13 protein-coding genes are annotated in these 20,191 nt (G+C 63.6%); 10 read left to right on the top strand and 3 right to left on the bottom strand.

Going from position 1 to position 20,191, the window contains the following annotated elements; all coding sequences use genetic code 11:
• Positions 1-36: 36 nt before the first annotated feature.
• From JNA92_RS12015 to JNA92_RS11990, 6 genes are all read left to right on the top strand, one after another.
• On the top strand, positions 37-954 hold the full coding sequence (locus tag JNA92_RS12015) for a glutamate/aspartate ABC transporter substrate-binding protein (RefSeq protein ID WP_241804861.1): 918 nt from the start codon (positions 37-39) through the stop codon (positions 952-954).
• A gap of 142 nt (positions 955-1,096) precedes the next feature.
• Positions 1,097-1,843 carry an amino acid ABC transporter permease gene (locus tag JNA92_RS12010; protein ID WP_241804860.1) on the top strand — a complete coding sequence of 249 codons (747 nt, stop codon included), beginning with the start codon at positions 1,097-1,099 and terminating at the stop codon, positions 1,841-1,843.
• Positions 1,844-2,515, top strand: a complete 672-nt coding sequence (locus tag JNA92_RS12005; RefSeq protein ID WP_241804859.1) for an amino acid ABC transporter permease — start codon at positions 1,844-1,846, stop codon at positions 2,513-2,515.
• On the top strand, positions 2,512-3,246 hold the full coding sequence (locus JNA92_RS12000; RefSeq protein WP_241804858.1) for an amino acid ABC transporter ATP-binding protein: 735 nt from the start codon (positions 2,512-2,514) through the stop codon (positions 3,244-3,246). The genes JNA92_RS12005 and JNA92_RS12000 overlap by 4 nt, the downstream gene beginning before the upstream one ends.
• A 69-nt stretch (positions 3,247-3,315) precedes the next feature.
• Positions 3,316-5,220, top strand: a complete 1,905-nt coding sequence (locus JNA92_RS11995) for a sensor histidine kinase (protein WP_241804857.1) — start codon at positions 3,316-3,318, stop codon at positions 5,218-5,220.
• The gene (locus JNA92_RS11990; protein ID WP_267821381.1) at positions 5,217-6,545 is read left to right on the top strand and encodes a sigma-54-dependent transcriptional regulator; all 1,329 of its coding nucleotides are present in this window, start codon (positions 5,217-5,219) and stop codon (positions 6,543-6,545) included. The genes JNA92_RS11995 and JNA92_RS11990 overlap by 4 nt, the downstream gene beginning before the upstream one ends.
• Positions 6,546-6,572: 27 nt before the next feature.
• Here JNA92_RS11990 and JNA92_RS11985 read toward each other — a convergent pair whose 3' ends face one another.
• Positions 6,573-7,568 (bottom strand): alpha/beta fold hydrolase, encoded by a 996-nt coding sequence (locus JNA92_RS11985; protein ID WP_241804856.1) that lies wholly within the window; start codon positions 7,566-7,568, stop codon positions 6,573-6,575.
• 196 nt (positions 7,569-7,764) lie between these two features.
• Here JNA92_RS11985 and metR point away from each other — a divergent pair, with 196 nt between their 5' ends.
• Positions 7,765-8,682 carry a transcriptional regulator MetR gene (metR, locus tag JNA92_RS11980; RefSeq protein WP_241804855.1) on the top strand — a complete coding sequence of 306 codons (918 nt, stop codon included), beginning with the start codon at positions 7,765-7,767 and terminating at the stop codon, positions 8,680-8,682.
• Here metR and JNA92_RS11975 read toward each other — a convergent pair.
• A complete protein-coding gene (locus tag JNA92_RS11975) occupies positions 8,666-9,079 on the bottom strand; it encodes an NUDIX hydrolase (RefSeq protein ID WP_241804854.1) in 414 nt (137 codons plus the stop codon). The genes metR and JNA92_RS11975 overlap by 17 nt on opposite strands.
• A 117-nt stretch (positions 9,080-9,196) precedes the next feature.
• Between JNA92_RS11975 and JNA92_RS11970 the strand changes: the two genes are divergently transcribed.
• Together JNA92_RS11970 and JNA92_RS11965 are read left to right on the top strand one after the other, a co-directional pair.
• Positions 9,197-13,471, top strand: a complete 4,275-nt coding sequence (locus tag JNA92_RS11970; protein WP_241804853.1) for a DEAD/DEAH box helicase — start codon at positions 9,197-9,199, stop codon at positions 13,469-13,471.
• 100 nt (positions 13,472-13,571) lie between these two features.
• A complete protein-coding gene (locus tag JNA92_RS11965) occupies positions 13,572-15,191 on the top strand; it encodes an FMN-binding glutamate synthase family protein (RefSeq protein ID WP_241804852.1) in 1,620 nt (539 codons plus the stop codon).
• Between the two features lie 40 nt (positions 15,192-15,231).
• Here JNA92_RS11965 and JNA92_RS11960 read toward each other — a convergent pair whose 3' ends face one another.
• Complete coding sequence (locus JNA92_RS11960) at positions 15,232-16,650, bottom strand: amino acid permease (protein ID WP_241804851.1); 1,419 nt, start codon at positions 16,648-16,650, stop codon at positions 15,232-15,234.
• A 393-nt stretch (positions 16,651-17,043) separates the two neighbouring features.
• Between JNA92_RS11960 and JNA92_RS11955 the strand changes: the two genes are divergently transcribed.
• On the top strand, positions 17,044-20,181 hold the full coding sequence (locus JNA92_RS11955) for a biosynthetic peptidoglycan transglycosylase (protein ID WP_241804850.1): 3,138 nt from the start codon (positions 17,044-17,046) through the stop codon (positions 20,179-20,181).
• Positions 20,182-20,191: the final 10 nt, after the last annotated feature.

The following is a 20,191-nucleotide window of genomic DNA, read 5'->3' as shown; positions in this document are numbered from 1 at the left end:
CTCCATAAAAAAAACAAACACGTCGAGGAAAATTTGATGCGTATCGTTCGTCAATTGCTGGGCGCCGCCATCGCGGCCGCTGTGATCGCTTCGCCGGCCATGGCCGAAGAACTGACTGGCACCCTGAAGAAGATCAAGGATTCGGGCACCATCACCCTGGGCCACCGCGACTCCTCCATCCCGTTTTCCTACCTGGCCGGTAAACCCGAGCCTGTGGGCTACTCCCACGACATCCAGATGGCCGTGGTCGACGCCCTGAAGAAGCAACTGGGCACCGACATCAAGGTCAGGTACAACCTCGTCACCTCCCAGACCCGTATCCCGCTGGTGCAGAACGGCACCGTCGACCTTGAGTGCGGCTCCACCACCAACAACGTCGAGCGCCAGCAGCAAGTCGCCTTCTCGGTGGGTATCTTCGAAGTCGGCACGCGCCTGCTGACCAAGGTCAAGGATGGCCAACCCTCCTATAAAGACTTTACCGACCTGGGCGGCAAGAACGTGGTGACCACCGCCGGCACCACCTCCGAGCGCATCCTCAAGGCGATGAACGCCGACAAGCAGATGAAGATGAACGTGATTTCCGCCAAGGACCACGGTGAAGCCTTCAACATGCTCGAAAGCGGCCGCGCCGTGGCCTTCATGATGGACGATGCCCTGCTGGCCGGTGAAATGGCCAAAGCGCGCAAGCCTGCGGACTGGGTCATCACCGGCACGCCGCAGTCTTACGAGATCTACGGCTGCATGATGCGCAAGGGTGACGAGAGCTTCAAGAAAGCCGTCGACGATGCCATCGTGGGTTACTTCAAATCCGGCGAGGTCAACAAGAGCTACGACAAGTGGTTCCAGCAGCCGATTCCGCCAAAAGGCCTGAACCTTCAGTTCCCGATGAGCGATGAACTGAAAAAGCTGATCGCCGAGCCGACCGACAAGGCCGCGGACGAGAAGAAATCCTGATCCTCAGTTAGTGGCCTGGTGCGCACGCGCACGAATCAATCCTGCAAGCCACTTATTAGTGTCTAACCTTTCCTCCGAGGGCGCCAAGCGCCCCCGGATGCTCGAAGGTGCCCGTGAAACAACCGTCTGAGGGGAAATCCCGATGAATTACAACTGGGACTGGGGCGTGTTCTTCAAGTCCACCGGCGTGGGCAGCGAAACCTATCTGGACTGGTATATCACCGGTCTGGGCTGGACCATCGCCATCGCCATCTCCGCCTGGATCATCGCGCTGCTGCTGGGCTCGCTGCTTGGCGTCATGCGTACCGTGCCGAACCGCCTGGTAGCGGGTATCGCCACCGCCTACGTAGAGCTGTTCCGCAACGTACCGCTGCTGGTGCAACTGTTCATCTGGTACTTCCTGATACCAGACCTGCTGCCTGAAGGCCTGCAGGAGTGGTTCAAGCAGGACCTCAACCCGACCACCTCGGCATTGATCAGCGTGGTCATCTGCCTGGGCCTGTTCACCGCTGCCCGCGTGTGCGAACAGGTGCGCACCGGCATCCAGGCGTTGCCGCGCGGCCAGGAAGCTGCCGCCCGCGCCATGGGCTTCAGCCTGCCGCAGATCTACAACAACGTGCTCTTGCCGCAAGCGTACCGGATCATCATTCCGCCGCTCACCTCCGAGTTCCTCAACGTGTTCAAGAACTCTTCGGTGGCGTCGCTGATCGGCCTGATGGAGCTGCTGGCACAGACCAAACAGACCGCAGAGTTTTCCGCCAACCTGTTCGAGGCGTTCACCCTGGCCACGCTGATCTACTTCACCCTGAACATGGGCCTGATGCTGCTGATGCGCCTGATCGAGAAAAAAGTCGCCGTGCCTGGCCTGATTTCCGTGGGGGGCAAGTAAATGGAAATGGATTTCAGCGAAATCATCCCGGCCCTGCCCGCCCTCTGGGAAGGTATGGTCATGACCCTCAAGCTGATGGTCATGGGCGTGATCGGCGGTATCGTGCTGGGCACCCTCCTGGCATTGATGCGCTTGTCGTCGAGCAAGCTGCTTTCGAACCTCGCCGGTGCCTACGTCAACTACTTCCGCTCGATCCCGCTGCTGCTGGTGATCACCTGGTTCTATCTGGCCGTGCCTTTCGTGCTGCGTTGGATCACCGGGGAGGACACCCCGGTGGGCGCCTTCACCTCGTGCGTGGTGGCCTTCATGATGTTCGAGGCCGCCTACTTCTGTGAAATCGTCCGCGCCGGCGTGCAGTCGATTTCCAAAGGCCAGATGGGCGCCGCGCAAGCACTGGGCATGAACTACGCCCAGACCATGCGCCTGATCATCCTGCCCCAGGCCTTCCGCAAGATGACCCCGCTGCTGCTGCAGCAGAGCATCATCCTGTTCCAGGACACCTCGCTGGTCTACACCGTGGGCCTGGTAGACTTCCTCAACTCAGCCCGTTCCAACGGCGACATCATTGGGCGCTCCCATGAGTTCCTGATCTTCGCCGGGGTCGTCTATTTCCTCATCAGCTTCTCCGCTTCGTGGCTGGTCAAGCGCCTGCAAAAAAGGATCACCGTATGATTTCCATCAAGAACGTCAACAAGTGGTACGGCGACTTCCAGGTACTGACCGACTGCAGCACTGAGGTCAAGAAAGGTGAAGTGGTGGTGGTGTGCGGCCCTTCGGGCTCGGGTAAATCCACACTGATCAAGTGCGTCAACGCCCTGGAACCGTTCCAGAAAGGCGACATCGTGGTCGATGGCACGTCGATTGCCGACCCCAAGACCAACCTGCCCAAGTTGCGCTCGCGCGTCGGCATGGTGTTCCAGCACTTCGAGCTGTTCCCGCACCTGACCATCACCGAGAACCTGACCATCGCTCAACGCAAGGTACTGGGCCGCAGTGAAGAGGAGGCGACCAAGAAGGGCCTGGCCCTGCTCGAACGGGTCGGCCTCAGCGCGCACGCCAAGAAGCACCCAGGCCAACTCTCCGGTGGCCAGCAACAACGTGTGGCGATCGCCCGCGCCCTGGCCATGGACCCGATCGTCATGCTGTTCGACGAGCCGACCTCGGCGCTGGACCCGGAAATGGTCAGCGAAGTGCTGGATGTGATGGTGCAGTTGGCCAACGAAGGCATGACCATGATGTGCGTGACCCACGAGATGGGCTTCGCCCGCAAGGTCGCCAACCGGGTCATCTTCATGGACAAGGGCAGCATTATCGAAGACTGCACCAAGGAAGAGTTCTTCGGTGACCAAGGTACCCGCGACCAACGCACCCAGCACTTCCTCAGCAAGATCCTGCAACACTGAGCCGGCCACAGTAACCGCTGCCCAGGGCTTCACCGGGCAGCGGATGCTGGTCGTGACAAGGCCACTGTGATGAAATGCGACCCCTCGCTTCTTCTCCCTGCCAAGCCTGCCGTGAAATCCCGCCTGATCCGCCAATTGCTGCTGCCGCCCCTGATCATCCTGCTGATGGTCGGGCTGGGCCTGGCTGGCTACCTGATCAGCGAGAGCAACGGCATACGCGCCCTGAGTGAAAACGGCGAGCGCCAGCTGGAGTTGCATGCGCGTACGGTCGAAAGCGAAATCAGCAAGTACACCTACCTGCCGAGCCTGCTGGAGCTCGAAGACAGCGTCTCGCACCTGCTCACCGACCCCGACGGCGGCTCACGCCAGGCCGTCAACGAATACCTCGAAGGCCTCAACCGCCGCAGCCGCAGCCGGGCCATCTTCGTGCTCGATACCAATGGCCGGGTACAGGCTACCAGCAACTGGCGCGATGCCGACTCGTTCCTCGGTGAAGACCTGTCTTTCCGCGCCTATTTCCAGACCGCCGTGCGCGGCGAGCCGGGCCGTTTCTACGGCATTGGCAGCACCACCGGCGAGGCCGGCTATTACCTGGCCCACGGCCTTGAAGAACACGGCAAGATCATTGGCGTGGCGGTGATCAAGGTACGCCTGGACACCCTGGAAGAGCGCTGGCAGCGCGCCCGCCTGGAAGCGTTCGTCAGCGACGAAAACGGCATCATCATCCTCTCCAGCGACCCGGCGCGGCGCCTGAAGTCGGTGCGCCCCATGACCCCGCAGATCAAGGAGCGCCTGGCGCGCAGCCTGCAATATTACTGGTGGCCGCTGAACGAGCTGCAGCCACTGGCCCGTGAGACGCTCGCCGATGGCGTAGAGAAACTGACGTTCCCGGCCAACAGTGAAACCGCCCACGGCAAACCGCATGAGGTCGCCTACCTGGCGCAAACCCGGCGCCTGGTGGATACGCCCTGGCATTTCACCCTGCTCACTCCCCTGCAGGACCTGCGCCGCGAGTCGATGGTGCAAGGCATTCTGGTAGGCGTGGCGTTCGCCCTGCTGGCGATCCTGGGTATCGCCTGGAACGAGCGGCGCAAGGTGATCGCCACCCGCCTGGCTGCACGCGAAGCGCTCGAGGAGGCCAACAGCCAGCTGGAGCGGCGCATCGCTGAGCGCACTGCCGACCTGCGCGCCAGCAACGAAAGGCTCAAGGGGCAGATCCGCGAACGCCGTCATGCCGAGCAGACCCTGCGCCACGCCCAGGACGAACTGGTCCAGGCCGGCAAATTGGCCGCCATTGGGCAGATGTCCACCAGCATCGCCCACGAGCTCAACCAGCCCCTGGCGGCGCTGCGCACACTGTCCGGCAACACCGTGCGCTTTCTCGAACGAGGCGCGCTGGACACCGCCAGTACCAACCTGCGCACCATGAACGCACTGATCGACCGCATGGGCCGCATCACCGCCAGCCTGCGTTCGTTCGCCCGCCGCGGTGACGACCGCGGCCAGGCCTCGCTGGCCAAGGCAGTGGAGGCCACCTTGCAGGTGCTGGCCACTCGCATCAGCGGCTGCCACCTGAAGCTGCACAGCCAGTTCGACGACCTGCAACTGGCCATTGACCAGACCCGCCTGGAGCAGATTCTGGTCAACCTGATCGGCAACGCCCTGGATGCCATGGCAACCCAGCCGGCACCTGAGCTGTGGCTGGAGGGCGAGTTGCAGGGCGACAAGTATCGCCTGCGGGTACGTGACAATGGCCACGGTATCGATGACGAGGCGCGCAAGCACCTGTTCGAACCCTTCTTCACCACCAAACCGGGCGAACACGGCCTGGGCCTGGGCCTGACCCTGTCGGCGAGCCTTGCCGCCGCCGCCAAGGGCAGCCTCAACGTCGAGCATCCTGTCAGTGGCGGAACGGCCTTCGTTCTCACCCTGCCACTGGTGTCCCCCCCTAATGAACCGGCAGAGCTCCCATGAACCAAGCGCCTCTTACCGTCCTGATCGTCGAAGACGACCCGCATGTGCTGCTCGGCTGCCAGCAGGCGCTGGCCCTGGAAGATATCGCCTGCGAAGGGGTCGGCAGCGCCGAACAGGCCCTGGAACGGATCGGCGATGACTTCGCCGGCATCGTCGTCAGTGACATCCGCCTGCCGGGTATCGACGGCCTGGAACTGCTCAACCGCCTCAAGGCGCGCGACCGCAGCCTGCCGGTGGTCCTGATTACCGGCCATGGCGATATCGACATGGCCGTGGGCGCCATGCGCAACGGTGCCTACGACTTCATGGAGAAGCCGTTTTCGCCGGAACGCCTGGTCGACGTGGTGCGCCGCGCACTCGAACAGCGCGGGCTCTCGCGCGAAGTGCTGGCCCTGCGCCGCCAACTGGCCGAAAAGAGCAGCCTGGAAGGCCGCATCATTGGCCGCTCCCCCGCCATGGAGCAACTGCGCGAGCTGATCGCCAACGTTGCCGACACTTCGGCCAACGTGCTGATCGAGGGCGAGACCGGCACCGGCAAAGAGCTGGTCGCACGTTGCCTGCACGATTTCAGCCGACGCCAGGGCCAACCTTTTGTGGCGCTCAACTGTGGCGGCCTGCCGGAAAACCTGTTCGAAAGCGAGATCTTCGGCCACGAGGCCAATGCGTTCACCGGCGCGGGCAAGCGTCGTATCGGCAAGATCGAGCATGCCAACGGCGGCACGCTGTTCCTCGATGAAGTCGAGAGCATGCCGATCAACCTGCAGATCAAGCTGCTGCGGGTATTGCAGGAGCGCACCCTGGAGCGCCTGGGGTCGAACCAGAGCATTGCGGTGGACTGCCGCGTGATCGCTGCGACCAAGGCCGACCTCGATTCGCTTGGCAAAAGCGGGCAGTTTCGCAGCGACTTGTACTACCGCCTCAACGTGGTGACCCTGGAGTTACCACCGTTGCGCGAACGCCGTGAAGACGTGCTGCAGCTGTTCGAACACTTCCTGCAGCAATCGGCGCTGCGCTTCGACCGGGAAGTACCGACACTGGACAGCCAGACCCTGTCGCGCCTGATGGCCCACGACTGGCCCGGCAATGTGCGTGAACTGCGCAACGTTGCCGAGCGCTATGCCCTGGGCCTGCCGGCATTCAAGAAAGGCCCGAGCGGTGGCGCCAGCCAAGGGCTGGGCTTTGCCGAGGCGGTCGAGGCGTTCGAGCGCAATCTGCTCAGCGATGCCCTGCAGCGCACCGGCGGCAATCTCAGCCAAGCCAGCCAGGAGCTGGGCATGGCCAAGACCACGCTGTTCGACAAAGTGAAAAAGTACGGGTTGGGCTGAACGCCCACCTGAGGGGCCTGCGCACTGTCATAACCCGGCAAGGTGCGCCACGTCCTCACGATGTGACTGCAGATAAGGCAGCACGGCCCCCAACAAGGGTGCCTTGAAGGGTTCCTGGAAACGATGTGCCAACCCCGGGATCAGCCGCAGCTGGCTACCACGGATATGCGCCGCCAGGTGCACCCCATGCATCACCGGCAACAATGGGTCAGCCGTCCCGTGCACCACCAATGTCGGAACGCGCAGCTGATTGAGTAGCGCTACCCGGCTTGGCTCGGCCAGGATCGCCATGATCTGGCGCTTGGCACCTTCAGGGTTGAACGCCCGATCATAGGCCACCGCAGCCTGCTGCAACAAAGCGGCCCGGTCATCATGCACCCGCGGGCTACCCAATGCCGCCAGCAGGTCGGCCTGCTGCTCGATGGCCACTTCCCGGTTCGGCGCACTGCGCCGGGCCAGCAACTGCACCAGGGCTGGGGCCGGCGCCGGCAGCCCTGCCGCACCAGAGCTGGACATGACCAGTGTCAGGCTGCGCACCCGCTGCGGCGCAATCGCGGCCATGTGCTGGGCGATCATCCCGCCCATGCTCACACCCAGCACATGGAATTGGCCAATCCCCAATGCGTCCATCAGGCGCAGCCCGTCACCGGCCATGTCGGTCAGCGTATAGGGCGCGGCAACCGGCAGGCCGAACTTGTAGCGCAACAGCTCGACCGTGAGGTTGGCCGAGGGCGGCTGTTGGTTCCAGCGCGACAGGCCAACGTCACGGTTGTCATAGCGAATGACCCGAAAGCCTTGCAGACACAAGGCCTGGACCACGTCATCGGGCCAGTGGATCAGCTGCCCACCCAGCCCCATGACCAGCAGCAACGCAGGGTCCTGCGGCGCGCCGACACTTTGGTAAACCAGGCTCAGATCGCCCGCCTCGGCCCGTTGGACCGGGACATGAGTGTCACAACGCTGATCGGCGAAGCTCGCTGGCACGCTGAGAAGGAACACGAAAAAAAGCAAAAAAGCCCGCATGAAAGAAACACCAGAATGCAGATCCCCAGTAGAGCGCGAGTCTGATGAAATTCATTCGGGCGCGCTGCCACAGTTGCGTGACAATTTGATGAACCCCGCCCAGTGGTGCGGCGCAAGGTCCAGTCGACAGCCAGCGCAACATGAGAGAAACTCAACTCATTCGCTATTCACACAAATTATGCTCTCGGAGTCAGCCGTGCTGGAGATCCGCCACCTGAAAACCCTTCATGCCCTGCGCGAGGCCGATAGCCTGGTGGAGGCCGCAGAACGGCTGCACCTGACCCAGTCGGCACTGTCGCATCAGTTCAAGGAGCTTGAAGAACGCCTGGGCCTGCCGCTGTTCGCACGCAAGACCAAACCTATCCGCTTCACCAGCGCCGGCCTGCGCTTGCTGCAGCTGGCAGATGCCACCCTTCCGCTGCTGCGCAGCGCCGAGCGTGATATCGCCCGCCTGGCGGGGGGGACTGCCGGGCGCCTGCACATGGCCATCGAATGCCACAGCTGCTTCCAGTGGCTGATGCCCACCATCGACCAGTTCCGCGATGCCTGGCCGGAAGTGGAGCTGGACCTGGCGTCAGGCTTCGCATTCGCGCCACTGCCCGCCCTTGCCCGTGGCGACCTGGACCTGGTAGTGACCTCCGACCCACTGGACCTTGCCGGCATCACTTACGTACCGCTGTTCACCTATGAAGCCATGCTCGCCGTGGCCAACCAGCACCCGCTGGCCAACAAGCCTTACATCGTGCCCCAGGACCTGCTCGACCAGACGCTGATCACCTACCCGGTGGAGCGCGATCGGCTGGATATCTTCACCCGCTTCCTGGAACCGGCCGACATCGAGCCGGCGGCCGTACGCACCTCGGAGCTGACCGTGATGATGATGCAATTGGTGGCCAGCGGCCGCGGGGTCTGCGGCATGCCGCACTGGGCACTGCATGAGTACAGCTCGCGCGGGTATGTGAAGGGCAAACGCCTTGGCGAGAAAGGCCTGTTCGCCACGCTGTATGCGGCCGTGCGCACCGACATGCTCGATGCCCCCTACATGCGCGACTTCCTGCTCACCGCCAAGGACACCTCGTTCGCCACGCTCGATGGGGTCAGCGCGGTACGCTGAGGGCCTTGCGGTAGAGCGGCAGTATCAGGTCGCGGGTCAGCGGCGCCAGCTCAGGCATCGATTCCTGGTCTGCGGCCAACCAGAGCACTTCCTCGATTTCCGCCGCCGGGACCACGGCCTCGGCGCTGTCGACCCGGAACAGCTCGGCCTGCACCTCGTAGCCAGGTTCGTTGGCGGCTGGTGCGCTGAAACGGCCCATCGGGATGGCCTGAGCAGGGTCAATGCACACCCCTAATTCCTCCTGCAGTTCGCGCACCAGCGCCTGCAGCGGCGTTTCCCCCGCATCGATCTTGCCCCCAGGCTGCATGAACGCCTGGGTACCCCGTTTGCGTACCAGCAGGGTTCGACCCAATGGGTCGATCAGCAGGGCAGCGGCAATGCGGATAACGTTGGGCATGGTCAGGCTCGCTCTTGAAAACTGCTGAGGATCCCATAGGGCCCTGTTACCGGGCAAGGCGGTTGCGCAGACGAACGGTCCCTTGCCAATCCGCCAGCGACCCTCCATAACCTTCTCATGAACCTGCCTGCCCAACAGCACCCCGTGCTGGAGCTTTTCCACCCGGCGATCGGCACCTGGTTCCGTCGCCATTTCGCCACGGTCACCGACGCCCAGGCCCGCGCCTGGCCGTTGATTCACGCGCGCCAATCGACGCTGCTGGCAGCGCCGACCGGGTCGGGCAAAACCTTGAGCGCCTTTCTCGCGGTGCTCGATGAACTGTTTCGCCAGGGCCTTGAACACGCGGGCGAACTGCCTGCGCGAACCCAGGTCGTATACGTTTCGCCGCTCAAGGCACTGTCCAACGACATCCGCCTGAACCTGCAGGCGCCGCTGGAGGGCATCAGCCAGGCACTGGTAGACCAGGGGCTGACGCCCCCTCGCATCACCACTGCCGTACGCACCGGCGACACGCCGCAAAAAGAGCGCGCGGCCATGCGCAAGCTGGCCCCACACATCCTCGTGACCACACCTGAGTCGCTGTACGTACTGATGGGGTCTGCCTCGGGCCGTGCTGGCCTGAGCGGCGTGCACACGGTGATCGTCGATGAGATTCACGCCTTGGCCGGCAACAAGCGCGGCGCGCACCTGGCCCTGACCCTGGAGCGCCTTCAGGCGCTCACCGGGCGCGGGCTGCGGCGCATCGGGCTGTCTGCGACCCAGCGTCCGGTGGAGCGCGTGGCAGCCTTTCTGGTTGGCCACCAACGGCCTTGCGCGGTCGTCGATATCGGCCACACCCGCCAGCGCGACCTTGCCCTTGAAGTGCCCCCTGTACCCTTGGGCGCGGTGATGGCCACGGATGTGTGGAACCTGGTCTATGATCGCCTGGCAGCGCTGGCCCGCGAACACCGCACCACGCTGGTCTTCGTCAACACTCGGCGCCTGGCCGAGCGCCTCACCCGCCACCTCAGCGACCGCCTTGGCCACGAGGCCGTGGCCGCACACCACGGCAGCCTGGCCAAAGAGCTGCGCCTGGATGCGGAGCAGCGCCTGAAAAACGGCCAGTTGCAGGTGCTGGTGGCCACCGCTTCCCTGGAGCTGGGCATCGATATCGGTGATGTCGACCTGGTTTGCCAGATCGCCTCGCCAGGCTCTATCGCCGGCTTTTTGCAGCGGGTCGGCCGCTCCGGGCATCAGGTCGACGGCATCCCCAAAGGGCGCCTGTTCGCCACCTCGCGGGATGACCTGATCGAGTGCACCGCCTTGCTCGACTGTGTGCGCCAGGGCGAGCTCGACCTGTTGCACATCCCTCAAGCGCCACTGGACGTACTGGCTCAGCAGATCGTCGCCGAAACCAGCAACCAGCCGTGGCAGGAACAGGCATTGTTCGACTGCCTGCGCCAGGCAACGCCCTACACAGCGCTGGACAGCAAACATTACCAGGCCCTGCTGAGCATGCTCGCCGAGGGCTACAACGGGCGCCAAGGCATCCGCAGCGCCTACCTGCACCGCGACGCAGTGACTGGCACCTTGCGCGGGCGCCGGGGTAGCCAGCTGGCCGCGCTCACCAGCGGCGGGACCATCCCCGAAACCGCCGACTACGCAGTGCTGCTGGAGCCGCAGGCGCTGAACATCGGCAGCGTCAACGAAGACTTTGCCGTGGAGAGCATCGCTGGCGACATCTTTCAGCTGGGCAATGCGTCCTACCGCATCCTGCGGGTGGAACCCGGCCGGGTAAGGGTCGAAGATGCCCAAGGCCTGCCGCCGACCATTCCGTTCTGGCTTGGCGAGGCGCCGGGACGCAGTGATGAACTGTCCGCCGCCGTTGCCCGCCTGCAGGCACGCATCGATGAGCAGTTGGGGCTGAGTAACGGCGTTTTCGCCCCAGTGCTGTCTTGGCTGCAGCGTACCTATGCACTGGACGAGGCCTGCGCCAGCCAACTGCTCGATTACCTGGGCCGTACCCGTGAAGTGCTGGGCGCCCTGCCCTCGCAGAGCACACTGGTGATGGAACGCTTCTTCGACGAGTCCGGCGGCACCCAGTTGATCATCCATTCGCCCTATGGCAGCCGCATCAACCGCGCCTGGGGCCTGGCCCTGCGCAAACGGTTCTGCCGCACGTTCAATTTCGAATTGCAGGCGGCAGCCAGCGAGGACGCCATCGTGCTGTCGCTGTCGACCAGCCACAGTTTCGAACTGGACGAAGTGTGGCGCTACCTGTCCAGTCGCAGCGCCGAGCAGATACTCATCCAGGCCCTGCTTGAGGCCCCGTTGTTCGGTGTGCGATGGCGCTGGAACGCAGCCGTGGCGATGGCCTTGCCACGCTACGTCGGGGGGCGCAAGGTCGCGCCACAGGTCCAGCGCATGAAAAGCGAAGACCTGATTGCCGCGGTCTTCCCCGACCAGATCGCCTGCCTGGAAAACATCGTCGGTGAACGGCAAATCCCGGATCACCCGCTGGTCGAGCAAACCCTCGACGACTGCCTGCACGAAGCCATGGACAGCGAGGGCTGGCTGGCCCTGTTGAGGCGCATGGAGAGTGGCCAGGTGCGCTTGCTGTGCCGCGACCTGCCGGCCCCCTCGCCGCTGGCCTCGGCCATCCTCAATGCCAGGCCTTATGCATTCCTTGACGATGCCCCACTGGAGGAGCGCCGCACCCAGGCGGTACTCAACCGGCGCTGGAACGAGGTGCACAGTAGCGATGACCTGGGCGCGCTGGACGCCGATGCCATCAGCGCTGTCCAGGCAGAGGCCTGGCCGCAACCTGGCAGCGCCGACGAGATGCACGAAGCCTTGATGACCTTGGGCGCCGTCAGCCAGCACGAAGTCCAGGCCAACCCGGGCTGGGCCTTGCTGCTGCGGCAACTGGCCAAGGCAGGCCGAGCGTTACGCTTGCCCGACCAGCACCTGTGGCTGGCCCGCGAGCGCCTGAGCCTGCTTCAAACTGTGTACCCGGATGCACGCCTGGAGCCCGAGCTCAATGTGCTCCCCGGCTTCGACCAGGCCCTCGACCCGGACAGCGCTCTGAGCGAGCTGCTGCGCGCCCGCCTGAGCGGCCACGGCCCCCTGACCCTGGCGCAGATCGCCGCACCACTGGGCAAGCCGCAGCCAGCCACCGAACAGGCATTGGCCCGCCTGGAAGCAGAAGGCTACGTGCTGCACGGCCAGTTCAGCCCGGGAGAGGTCCAACGGCAATGGTGCGAACGCCACCTGTTGGCGCGTATCCATCGCTATACCGTCAAACGCCTGCGCCGGGAGATCGAGCCGGTCAGTCTGCAGGACTTCATGCGCTTTCTGTTTGACTGGCAGCACCTGGCGGCCGACGAAAAACTGCGCGGGCCTCAAGCCGTGGCCGAGGTGCTCGACCAGTTGCAGGGGTTCCCTGGCGCGGCTGGCGCCTGGGAGGCAGAACTACTGCCGGCAAGAATCAACGACTACAGCGCGCACTGGCTCGATGAGGTGTGCCGCAGCGGGCAGTTCGCCTGGAGCCGCCTGGCGGGCAAGGTGTCGAGCAGTACGCTGGCGAGTACGCCGCTGGTGCTGCTGCCACGTCAACACCTGGGCTTGTGGCGCAGCCTGGTGCCTGCGCCGGCTCTGGATGAGCTGAGCCCGCGTGCCAAACGTGTGCACGAAGTACTGCAGGCGCACGGTGCACTGTTCTTCGACGAATTGACCCAGCAAGCCCACTTGCTGCCCAGCGAGCTGGAAACAGCGTTACAGGAATTGGTCGGTTCCGGCCTGGCGAGCGCCGACAGCTTTACAGGGCTGCGTAGCCTGATCACCCCGGCGGCGAAACGCTCAGCGCGCAACAGCCGGCGCGGCCATGCGCCGATTTCCACCAGCATGGCACACGCCGGGCGCTGGGCATTGTTACGCAGGGGCAATACCGAAGATGACCACGGGCAACGGCTGGAACACGTCGCTCGCACCCTGTTGAGGCGCTATGGCGTGATCTGTTGGCGGCTGCTGGCGCGCGAAAGTGATGTGCTGCCACCCTGGCGTGAGCTGCTGCGTTGCTACCACCGGCTTGAGGCGCGCGGCGAGATCCGCGGCGGGCGCTTCATCGCCGGCTTGGCCGGTGAGCAGTTCGCCCTGCCGGAGGCAGTCGGGCTGCTGCGCCAGGTGCGCCGACGCGAGAGGGAGGGCGCGCTGGTGGTGGTCAGTGCCAGTGACCCGCTGAACCTGATCGGGTCGCTGCTGCCCGGAGCGAAGGTACCGGCGGCCGGCGGCAACCGTGTGTTGTACCGCGATGGCGTGTCGGTGGCCGTGCGAGTCGCCAACCGATACACCTACCTTGTGCAAACCACGGATGACGAGCAGCAACGGTGGCGGCAGAGACTGCTGCGCGAATGATTTTCGATAAGCCGATTTTCATGTTCAGCGCTGCCCAACCGGGCTATGGTCGGGGTTTCCCCAGGCCCTGAGCCTGACCGCGCCATCGTAAGGACCCCGTATGAGCCTGTCACTTCTCAGTCGCTACGCAGTGTTTGCTGCCTGTGTTCTGTTCACCCTGGCGAGCCTGCCGTTGCTCCACCACCAATGGCTGTGGCCATTCACCCTGACCACGGCCGTGCTCAGCCTGATCGGCCTGTTCGACCTGCTGCAGCGACGCCACGCGGTACGCCGCAACTACCCGATACTGGGCAACATCCGCTACCTGGTCGAGGGTATTCGCCCGGAGATCCGCCAGTACCTGCTGGAAGCCGACAGCGATGCCCTGCCCTTTTCCCGCGCGCAACGCTCGCTGGTGTACGCGCGGGCCAAGAACGAGGCGTCGGACAAACCCTTCGGTACGCTGATCGACGTGTACGAGTCCGGCTTCGAGTTCATCGGCCACTCCATGCGCCCGGCGCCGCTGGCCGACCCTGCAAGCTTTCGCATCCACATTGGCGGACCGCAGTGCAGCCAGCCGTATTCGGCATCGATCTTCAATATTTCTGCCATGAGCTTTGGCTCGCTGAGCGCCAATGCCATCCGCGCGCTCAACCAAGGGGCCAAGCTGGGCAACTTCCACCATGACACCGGCGAAGGCAGCATCAGCCCCTACCACCGCGAACACGGCGGCGACCTGGTGTGGGAGCTGGGCAGCGGCTACTTCGGCTGCCGCACGGCGGACGGGCGCTTCGACCCCGAGCGCTTTGCCGCCCAGGCGCGCAGCCCGCAGGTGCGGATGATCGAGATCAAGATGAGCCAGGGCGCCAAGCCCGGCCACGGCGGCATCCTGCCCAAGCACAAGGTAACCCAGGAAATTGCCGAGACCCGCGGTATTCTCATGGGTGAGGACTGCATTTCGCCATCGCGCCACAGCGCCTTCTCCACCCCCATCGAAATGATGCAGTTCATCGCCCAACTACGTGAGCTGTCCGGCGGCAAGCCGGTGGGCTTCAAGTTCTGCCTGGGCCACCCCTGGGAATTCATGGGCATCGCCAAGGCCATGCTGGAAACCGGCATCCTCCCCGACTTCATCGTGGTCGATGGCAAGGAAGGCGGTACCGGGGCGGCCCCCGTGGAGTTCACCGACCATATCGGCGTGCCGCTGCGCGAAGGGCTGCTGTTCGTGCACAACACCCTGGTTGGTCTGAACCTGCGCGACAAGATCAAGCTCGGCGCCAGCGGCAAGATCGTCAGCGCCTTCGACATCGCCAGCGTGCTGGCCATCGGTGCCGACTGGGCCAACTCAGCGCGCGGCTTCATGTTCGCCATCGGCTGCATTCAGTCGCAGAGCTGCCATACCAACAAGTGCCCCACTGGCGTAGCGACGCAAGACCCGTTGCGCCAGCGTGCGCTGGTGGTCCCGGACAAAGCCCAGCGGGTAGTGAATTTCCACCACAACACCTTGCGCGCCCTGGCAGAAATGCTCGCAGCGGCCGGCCTGGAACACCCGGCGCAACTGGAAGCCAAGCACTTGGTGCGGCGCACCTCTGCCACCGAAATCAAGCTGTTCTCACAAATGCATGTGTTCTTGAAACCGGGGGAGCTGCTCAATGGCGAGGTGAACGGGCAGTTCTATTCGCGGATGTGGCAACTGGCGCGGGCGGACAGCTTTGAGCCGCACGATGAGGTGGCGGCCTGAGGGAACGCGGGGGCCGCTTTGCAGCCCCTGCAGTTGCAGATCAGGAAGCGGAACTGGCTACCCCTTGTACTGCTTTGGGCGCCAGGCGCAACGTGTAGTACAGCACCGTCAGCAGTGCCAGGAACGCCGGCCCGATGTACAGCGCCACACGGGTATCCTCGAAGTACGCCATCAGGCCCACCACCAGTACCAGGAAGGCCAGTGCCAGGTAGGAGCTCAGCGGCCAAAGCCACATGCGGTACTTCAAGCCCTTGCGCTCGGCGGCCGATAGCCCGGCGCGGAACCTGAGCTGCGCCAGCAGGATCATCACCCAGGTCCAGATCGCGCCGAAGGTGGCGATCGATGTCACCCAGACGAACACCTTCTCCGGCACCAGGTAGTTGGCCAGCACACCCAGCAGCAAGGCGCCGATGGACAGCAGCAACGCGTTGCGTGGCACACCGCTTTTTGAAGTACGCGCGAAGACAGCCGGCGCCTGGCCATTTTGCGCCAGGCTGTAAAGCATGCGCCCGGTGCTGAAAATACCGCCGTTGCAGGACGAAAGGGCGGCGGTGATCACCACGAAATTGATGATGCCGGCGGCAGTCTTGATACCCAGGCGCTCGAAGGTCATGACGAACGGGCTGCCCTGGCTGCCGATTTCATTCCACGGGTAGATCGACAGGATCACGAACAAGGCACCGACGTAGAACAGCAGAATGCGCCAGAACACCGAGCCAATGGCCTGCGGGATGGTTTTTTGCGGGTTGCGGGCTTCGCCGGCCGTCAGGCCGATCATTTCCACGCCCAGGTAGGCGAACATGACCATCTGCAACGACATCAGCACACCGGTCACGCCGTTGGGCATGAAGCCGCCGTTGCTCCACAGGTTGGAGATGCCGACTGCCACACCGTCGTTGCCCAGGCCGAAGGCGATGATGCCGATGCCGCCCAGGACCATGGCGATGATGGTGACGATCTTGATCAGGGCGAACCAGAATTCGAACTCGCCGAACGCCTTGACCGCGATCAGGTTCACCGCGCCCATGCTGCCCAGCGCCGCCAGGGCCCAGATCCAGCGCGGCACGTCCGGGAACCAGATGCCCATGTAGATCGCCACGGCGGTGATTTCCGCAACGCAGGTCACCAGCCACAGGAACCAGTAGTTCCAACCGGTCAGAAAGCCCGCCAAGGGGCCAAGGTAGTCTTGGGCATAGCGGCTGAATGACCCGGCGACAGGGTTGTGCACGGCCATCTCGCCAAGGGCGCGCATGATCACCAGGATCGCCAGGCCCCCGATGATGTAGGACAGCATGATCGCAGGGCCGGCCATCTCAATGGCTTTGGCCGAACCGAGGAACAGACCGACGCCGATACAGGCGCCCAGCGCCATCAGGCGGATGTGCCGTTCGCCCAGTTCACGCTTGAGCGGGCCGCCTTGTGCGGTCTCGCCATGGGCAGGGTGGTTGCCGACTGGCATAGCAATACAACCTCATTTTGTTATTGGATTAGACCTTCGTGCAGCGCCGGCCATGCCGATAGGCGTGGCGTTGGCTTGCCAGGCTGGCCTTGTGGGCCGGCCCGTGTGCCGGTGTAGAGCGGCCCGGCAGGGCGAAGGGGCCGAGCAGTATAGGAAGCTCGCTGTAGGGCTTTTCACTATAAATAACCAAAAATTTGGAGAGAAACCCGCACGTCTGCTGCAGCCTCCTGGCTCACCCCAGCTACCCCGGCAACAGCGTTGTATGAAAAAACTCACACCAAAGGCGCAGAGGGCACATGAGGTTTCTGCACTTTCTACAAATTTTTCACCTACTGCCTTCAACGTCTAAGCTTCAGACAAGCAAGACGAAAATACCTGGCCGGATTGAAGACTATGGGCGCACTGTGGCAATCGGAACCATCCAGAACGGAAGCACCCGAAACACCTCTGGCCGAGACGCCGCAGCCAAAGCCCCCACGTCAGCGTCGGCTTTGGTGGCGGCTGATCCTGCTGATCCTGCTGGTCGCGATCACCGCCATCGGCTTCGCCGCCTATGACGAGTTCCGTACATCCGACCTGCAGTCCCGCGAATTCAGCAAGCTGGCCAGCACCCTTACCTATTCGCTGCAGCCCGGCCCCAGTGATGCCATCGTCTACCCCGGCGAGGGGCCGTTCGACAAACGCCTGGGCTATAGCGCGCTGGGCGAGTTCCTGCCGCGGCTGCTCAAGCGCGACTACCTGATCAGCGAGCAGGTACGGTTTTCGCCTGCGTTGATGAACTACGTGGATCACGGCCTTTTCGCCCCCTACATCGAGAAAATCCAGGCCGGATTGTCGATCACCGATTGCCGCGGCGAGACGCTGTACCAGTACAACTACCCGCAATACCTGTACCCGAACTTCGCCGCAATCCCACCCGTGATGGTCAACAGCCTGCTGTTCATCGAAAACCGCGACCTGCTGGACCCGAAGGACCCGCAAAACAACCCGGCAGTCGATTGGCCGCGCTTCGCCAAGGCCGCCTACAGCCAGGTGGCCAAATACCTGGCCTTGCCCGGCCAGTCCGCCGGTGGCAGCACCCTGGCCACGCAGCTGGAAAAATACCGCCACTCACCGGACGGCCTGACTGTCTCCGGTGCCGAGAAGATCCGCCAGATGATTTCCGCCAGCGTCCGTGCCTATCAGGGCGGGCCTGATACCACCGAAGCCCGCCAGCGCATCGTGCGCGACTACCTCAACAGCGTGCCGCTGTCGGCGGTGCCCGGCCATGGCGAAGTGCATGGCATGGCCGAAGGCCTGCGTGTCTGGTACGGCGCCGATTTCGACCAGGTCAACCAGGCCCTCACCTCGACCGCAACAGACCCCGACAGCATGGCCGCACGCGGCTTGGCCCTGCGTCAGGTACTGTCGTTGATGATTGCCCAGCGCCGCCCCTCGCATTACCTGACCAAGGGCCGCGTCGAGCTGGCCGAACTCACCGATTCGCACATCCGCGTGCTCGCAGCCAACGGCATCATTGATCGCGCCCTGGCCGACGCAGCCTTGGCCAGCAAGGCGCTGTACCGGGACTGGGTGGCACAGCCAACCATCGTTCCGATCATCACCAACAAAGGCATCAGCCTGGCCCGGAACCGCCTGTCAGGCATGCTCAACCGCCCGCTGTATGACCTTGACCGCCTCGACCTCTCGGCAACGAGCACCTTGCAGGCCGACCTTCAGCTACAGGTCAGCCAGTACCTGAAGAACCTCTCCGACCCTGAATTCGCGGCACAGATTGGCCTAATCGGCGAGCGCCTGCTCACCAGCAAGACCACCGACCAGGTGCGCTACAGCTTCACCTTGTTCGAGCGCACTGCCGATGGCTCACGGGTGCGGGTGCAGACTGACAGCACCGACCAGCCCTTCGACATCAACGAAGGCAGCAAGCTTGAGCTGGGTTCGACGGCCAAGCTGCGAGTGCTCACCACCTACCTGCAGATAATCGCCGAGCTGCACGACAAGTACGCCGGCATGCCAGCCGCCGAGTTGAAGAAGGTCGAGGTCGCCGAACTCGATCGCATCACCCAATGGTCGCTGCAATGGCTGGCGCAGAACAGCAAGAACCAGAGCCTGGATGCCATGCTCGACGCGGCGCTGGAGCGCAAGTACTCGGCCAACACCGGCGAAGCGTTCTTCACCGGCGGCGGCATGCACGTGTTCAACAACTTCCGCAAGGAGGACAACAGCCGCAACCCGACGCTCAAGGCAGCCCTGCGCGAGTCGATCAACCTGCCCTTCATTCGCCTGATGCGCGACCTGGTGCGCTATGTGACCTACCAACAGCCATTCAACCGCGTGCCACTGCTCAAGGACGATTCGGACCCGCGCCGCCAGGAATACCTGGCACGCTTTGCCGACAAGGAAGGCACCAGCTACCTGATGCGCTTCTGGCGCAAGTACCAGCGCAAAACCTCGCAGCAACGCCTGGATACCTTCCTCGACAGCATGCGCGTCACACCGCAGCGCCTGGCCGCAGTACACCGCTATCTGTTCCCGGCAGCGGGCCAGGAAACATTCAATGCTTTCGTGCGCGCGCACCTCAAGGAAGACAAGCGCGCCCTGAGCAAACTTACCGATGGCCGCCTGGCAGAGATGTACGAGGCCTACGGCCCAGGCAAATATGACCTGCCCGACCAAGGCTACATCGCCAAGGTTCACCCGCTGGACCTGTGGCTGCTCGGCTACCTGCTGAAGAACCCTAGCGCTTCAATCACAGAGATGGTCAACGCCAGCCGCTTCGAGCGTCAGGAAGTCTATGGCTGGCTGTTCAAGAGCCGCCATCAGGGTGCCCGCGACAGCCGTATCCGCACCATGGTGGAAATCGAAGCCTTCCTCGATATTCACCGGCGCTGGAAGGGCGTGGGTTATCCGTTCGATCACCTGGTGCCGTCGCTGGCCACCGCCATCGGCAGCTCCGGCGACCGGCCGGCGGCGCTTTCCGAGCTGGTCGGCATCATTCAGAACGACGGTGTGCGCCTGCCCACACTGCGCATCGATACGCTGCACTTCGCCGCCGATACGCCTTATGAAACCAAGCTGAGCAGCGACCCCGACCGTGGCCAGCGAATTCTCCCCGTGGAAGTCGCCCGGGCACTCAAGGGTGCCATGTCGCAAGTGGTCGACGCAGGCACGGCGCGGCGTATTTCCGGCAGCTTCAAGCTGCATGACGGCACCCCGCTGGTGATGGGCGGCAAGACCGGCACCGGCGACAACCGCATCGAAAGCTTCGGCGCCGGTGGCCGGTTGATCGGCTCGCGTTCGCTGAACCGCACCGCCACTTTCGTATTCTTCCTCGGTGACAACCACTTCGGCACGCTGACCGCATTCGTGCCCGGGCGCTCCGCGGAGGCGTTCAAGTTCACCTCGGCGCTGCCGGTGCAGGTGCTCAAGGGCATGGCGCCGATCCTCATGCCCTACCTTGAGCCTGGCAATCCGAACGCGTGCAAACCACCGAAGATTGCGATGCTCCCGAGTAACCCATCTAATATTTGAATGATAACCA

This window comes from Pseudomonas putida, assembly GCF_022627325.1.
Lineage (GTDB): Bacteria > Pseudomonadota > Gammaproteobacteria > Pseudomonadales > Pseudomonadaceae > Aquipseudomonas > Aquipseudomonas putida_X.
This window is presented reverse-complemented; position numbering and strand designations above follow the sequence as displayed.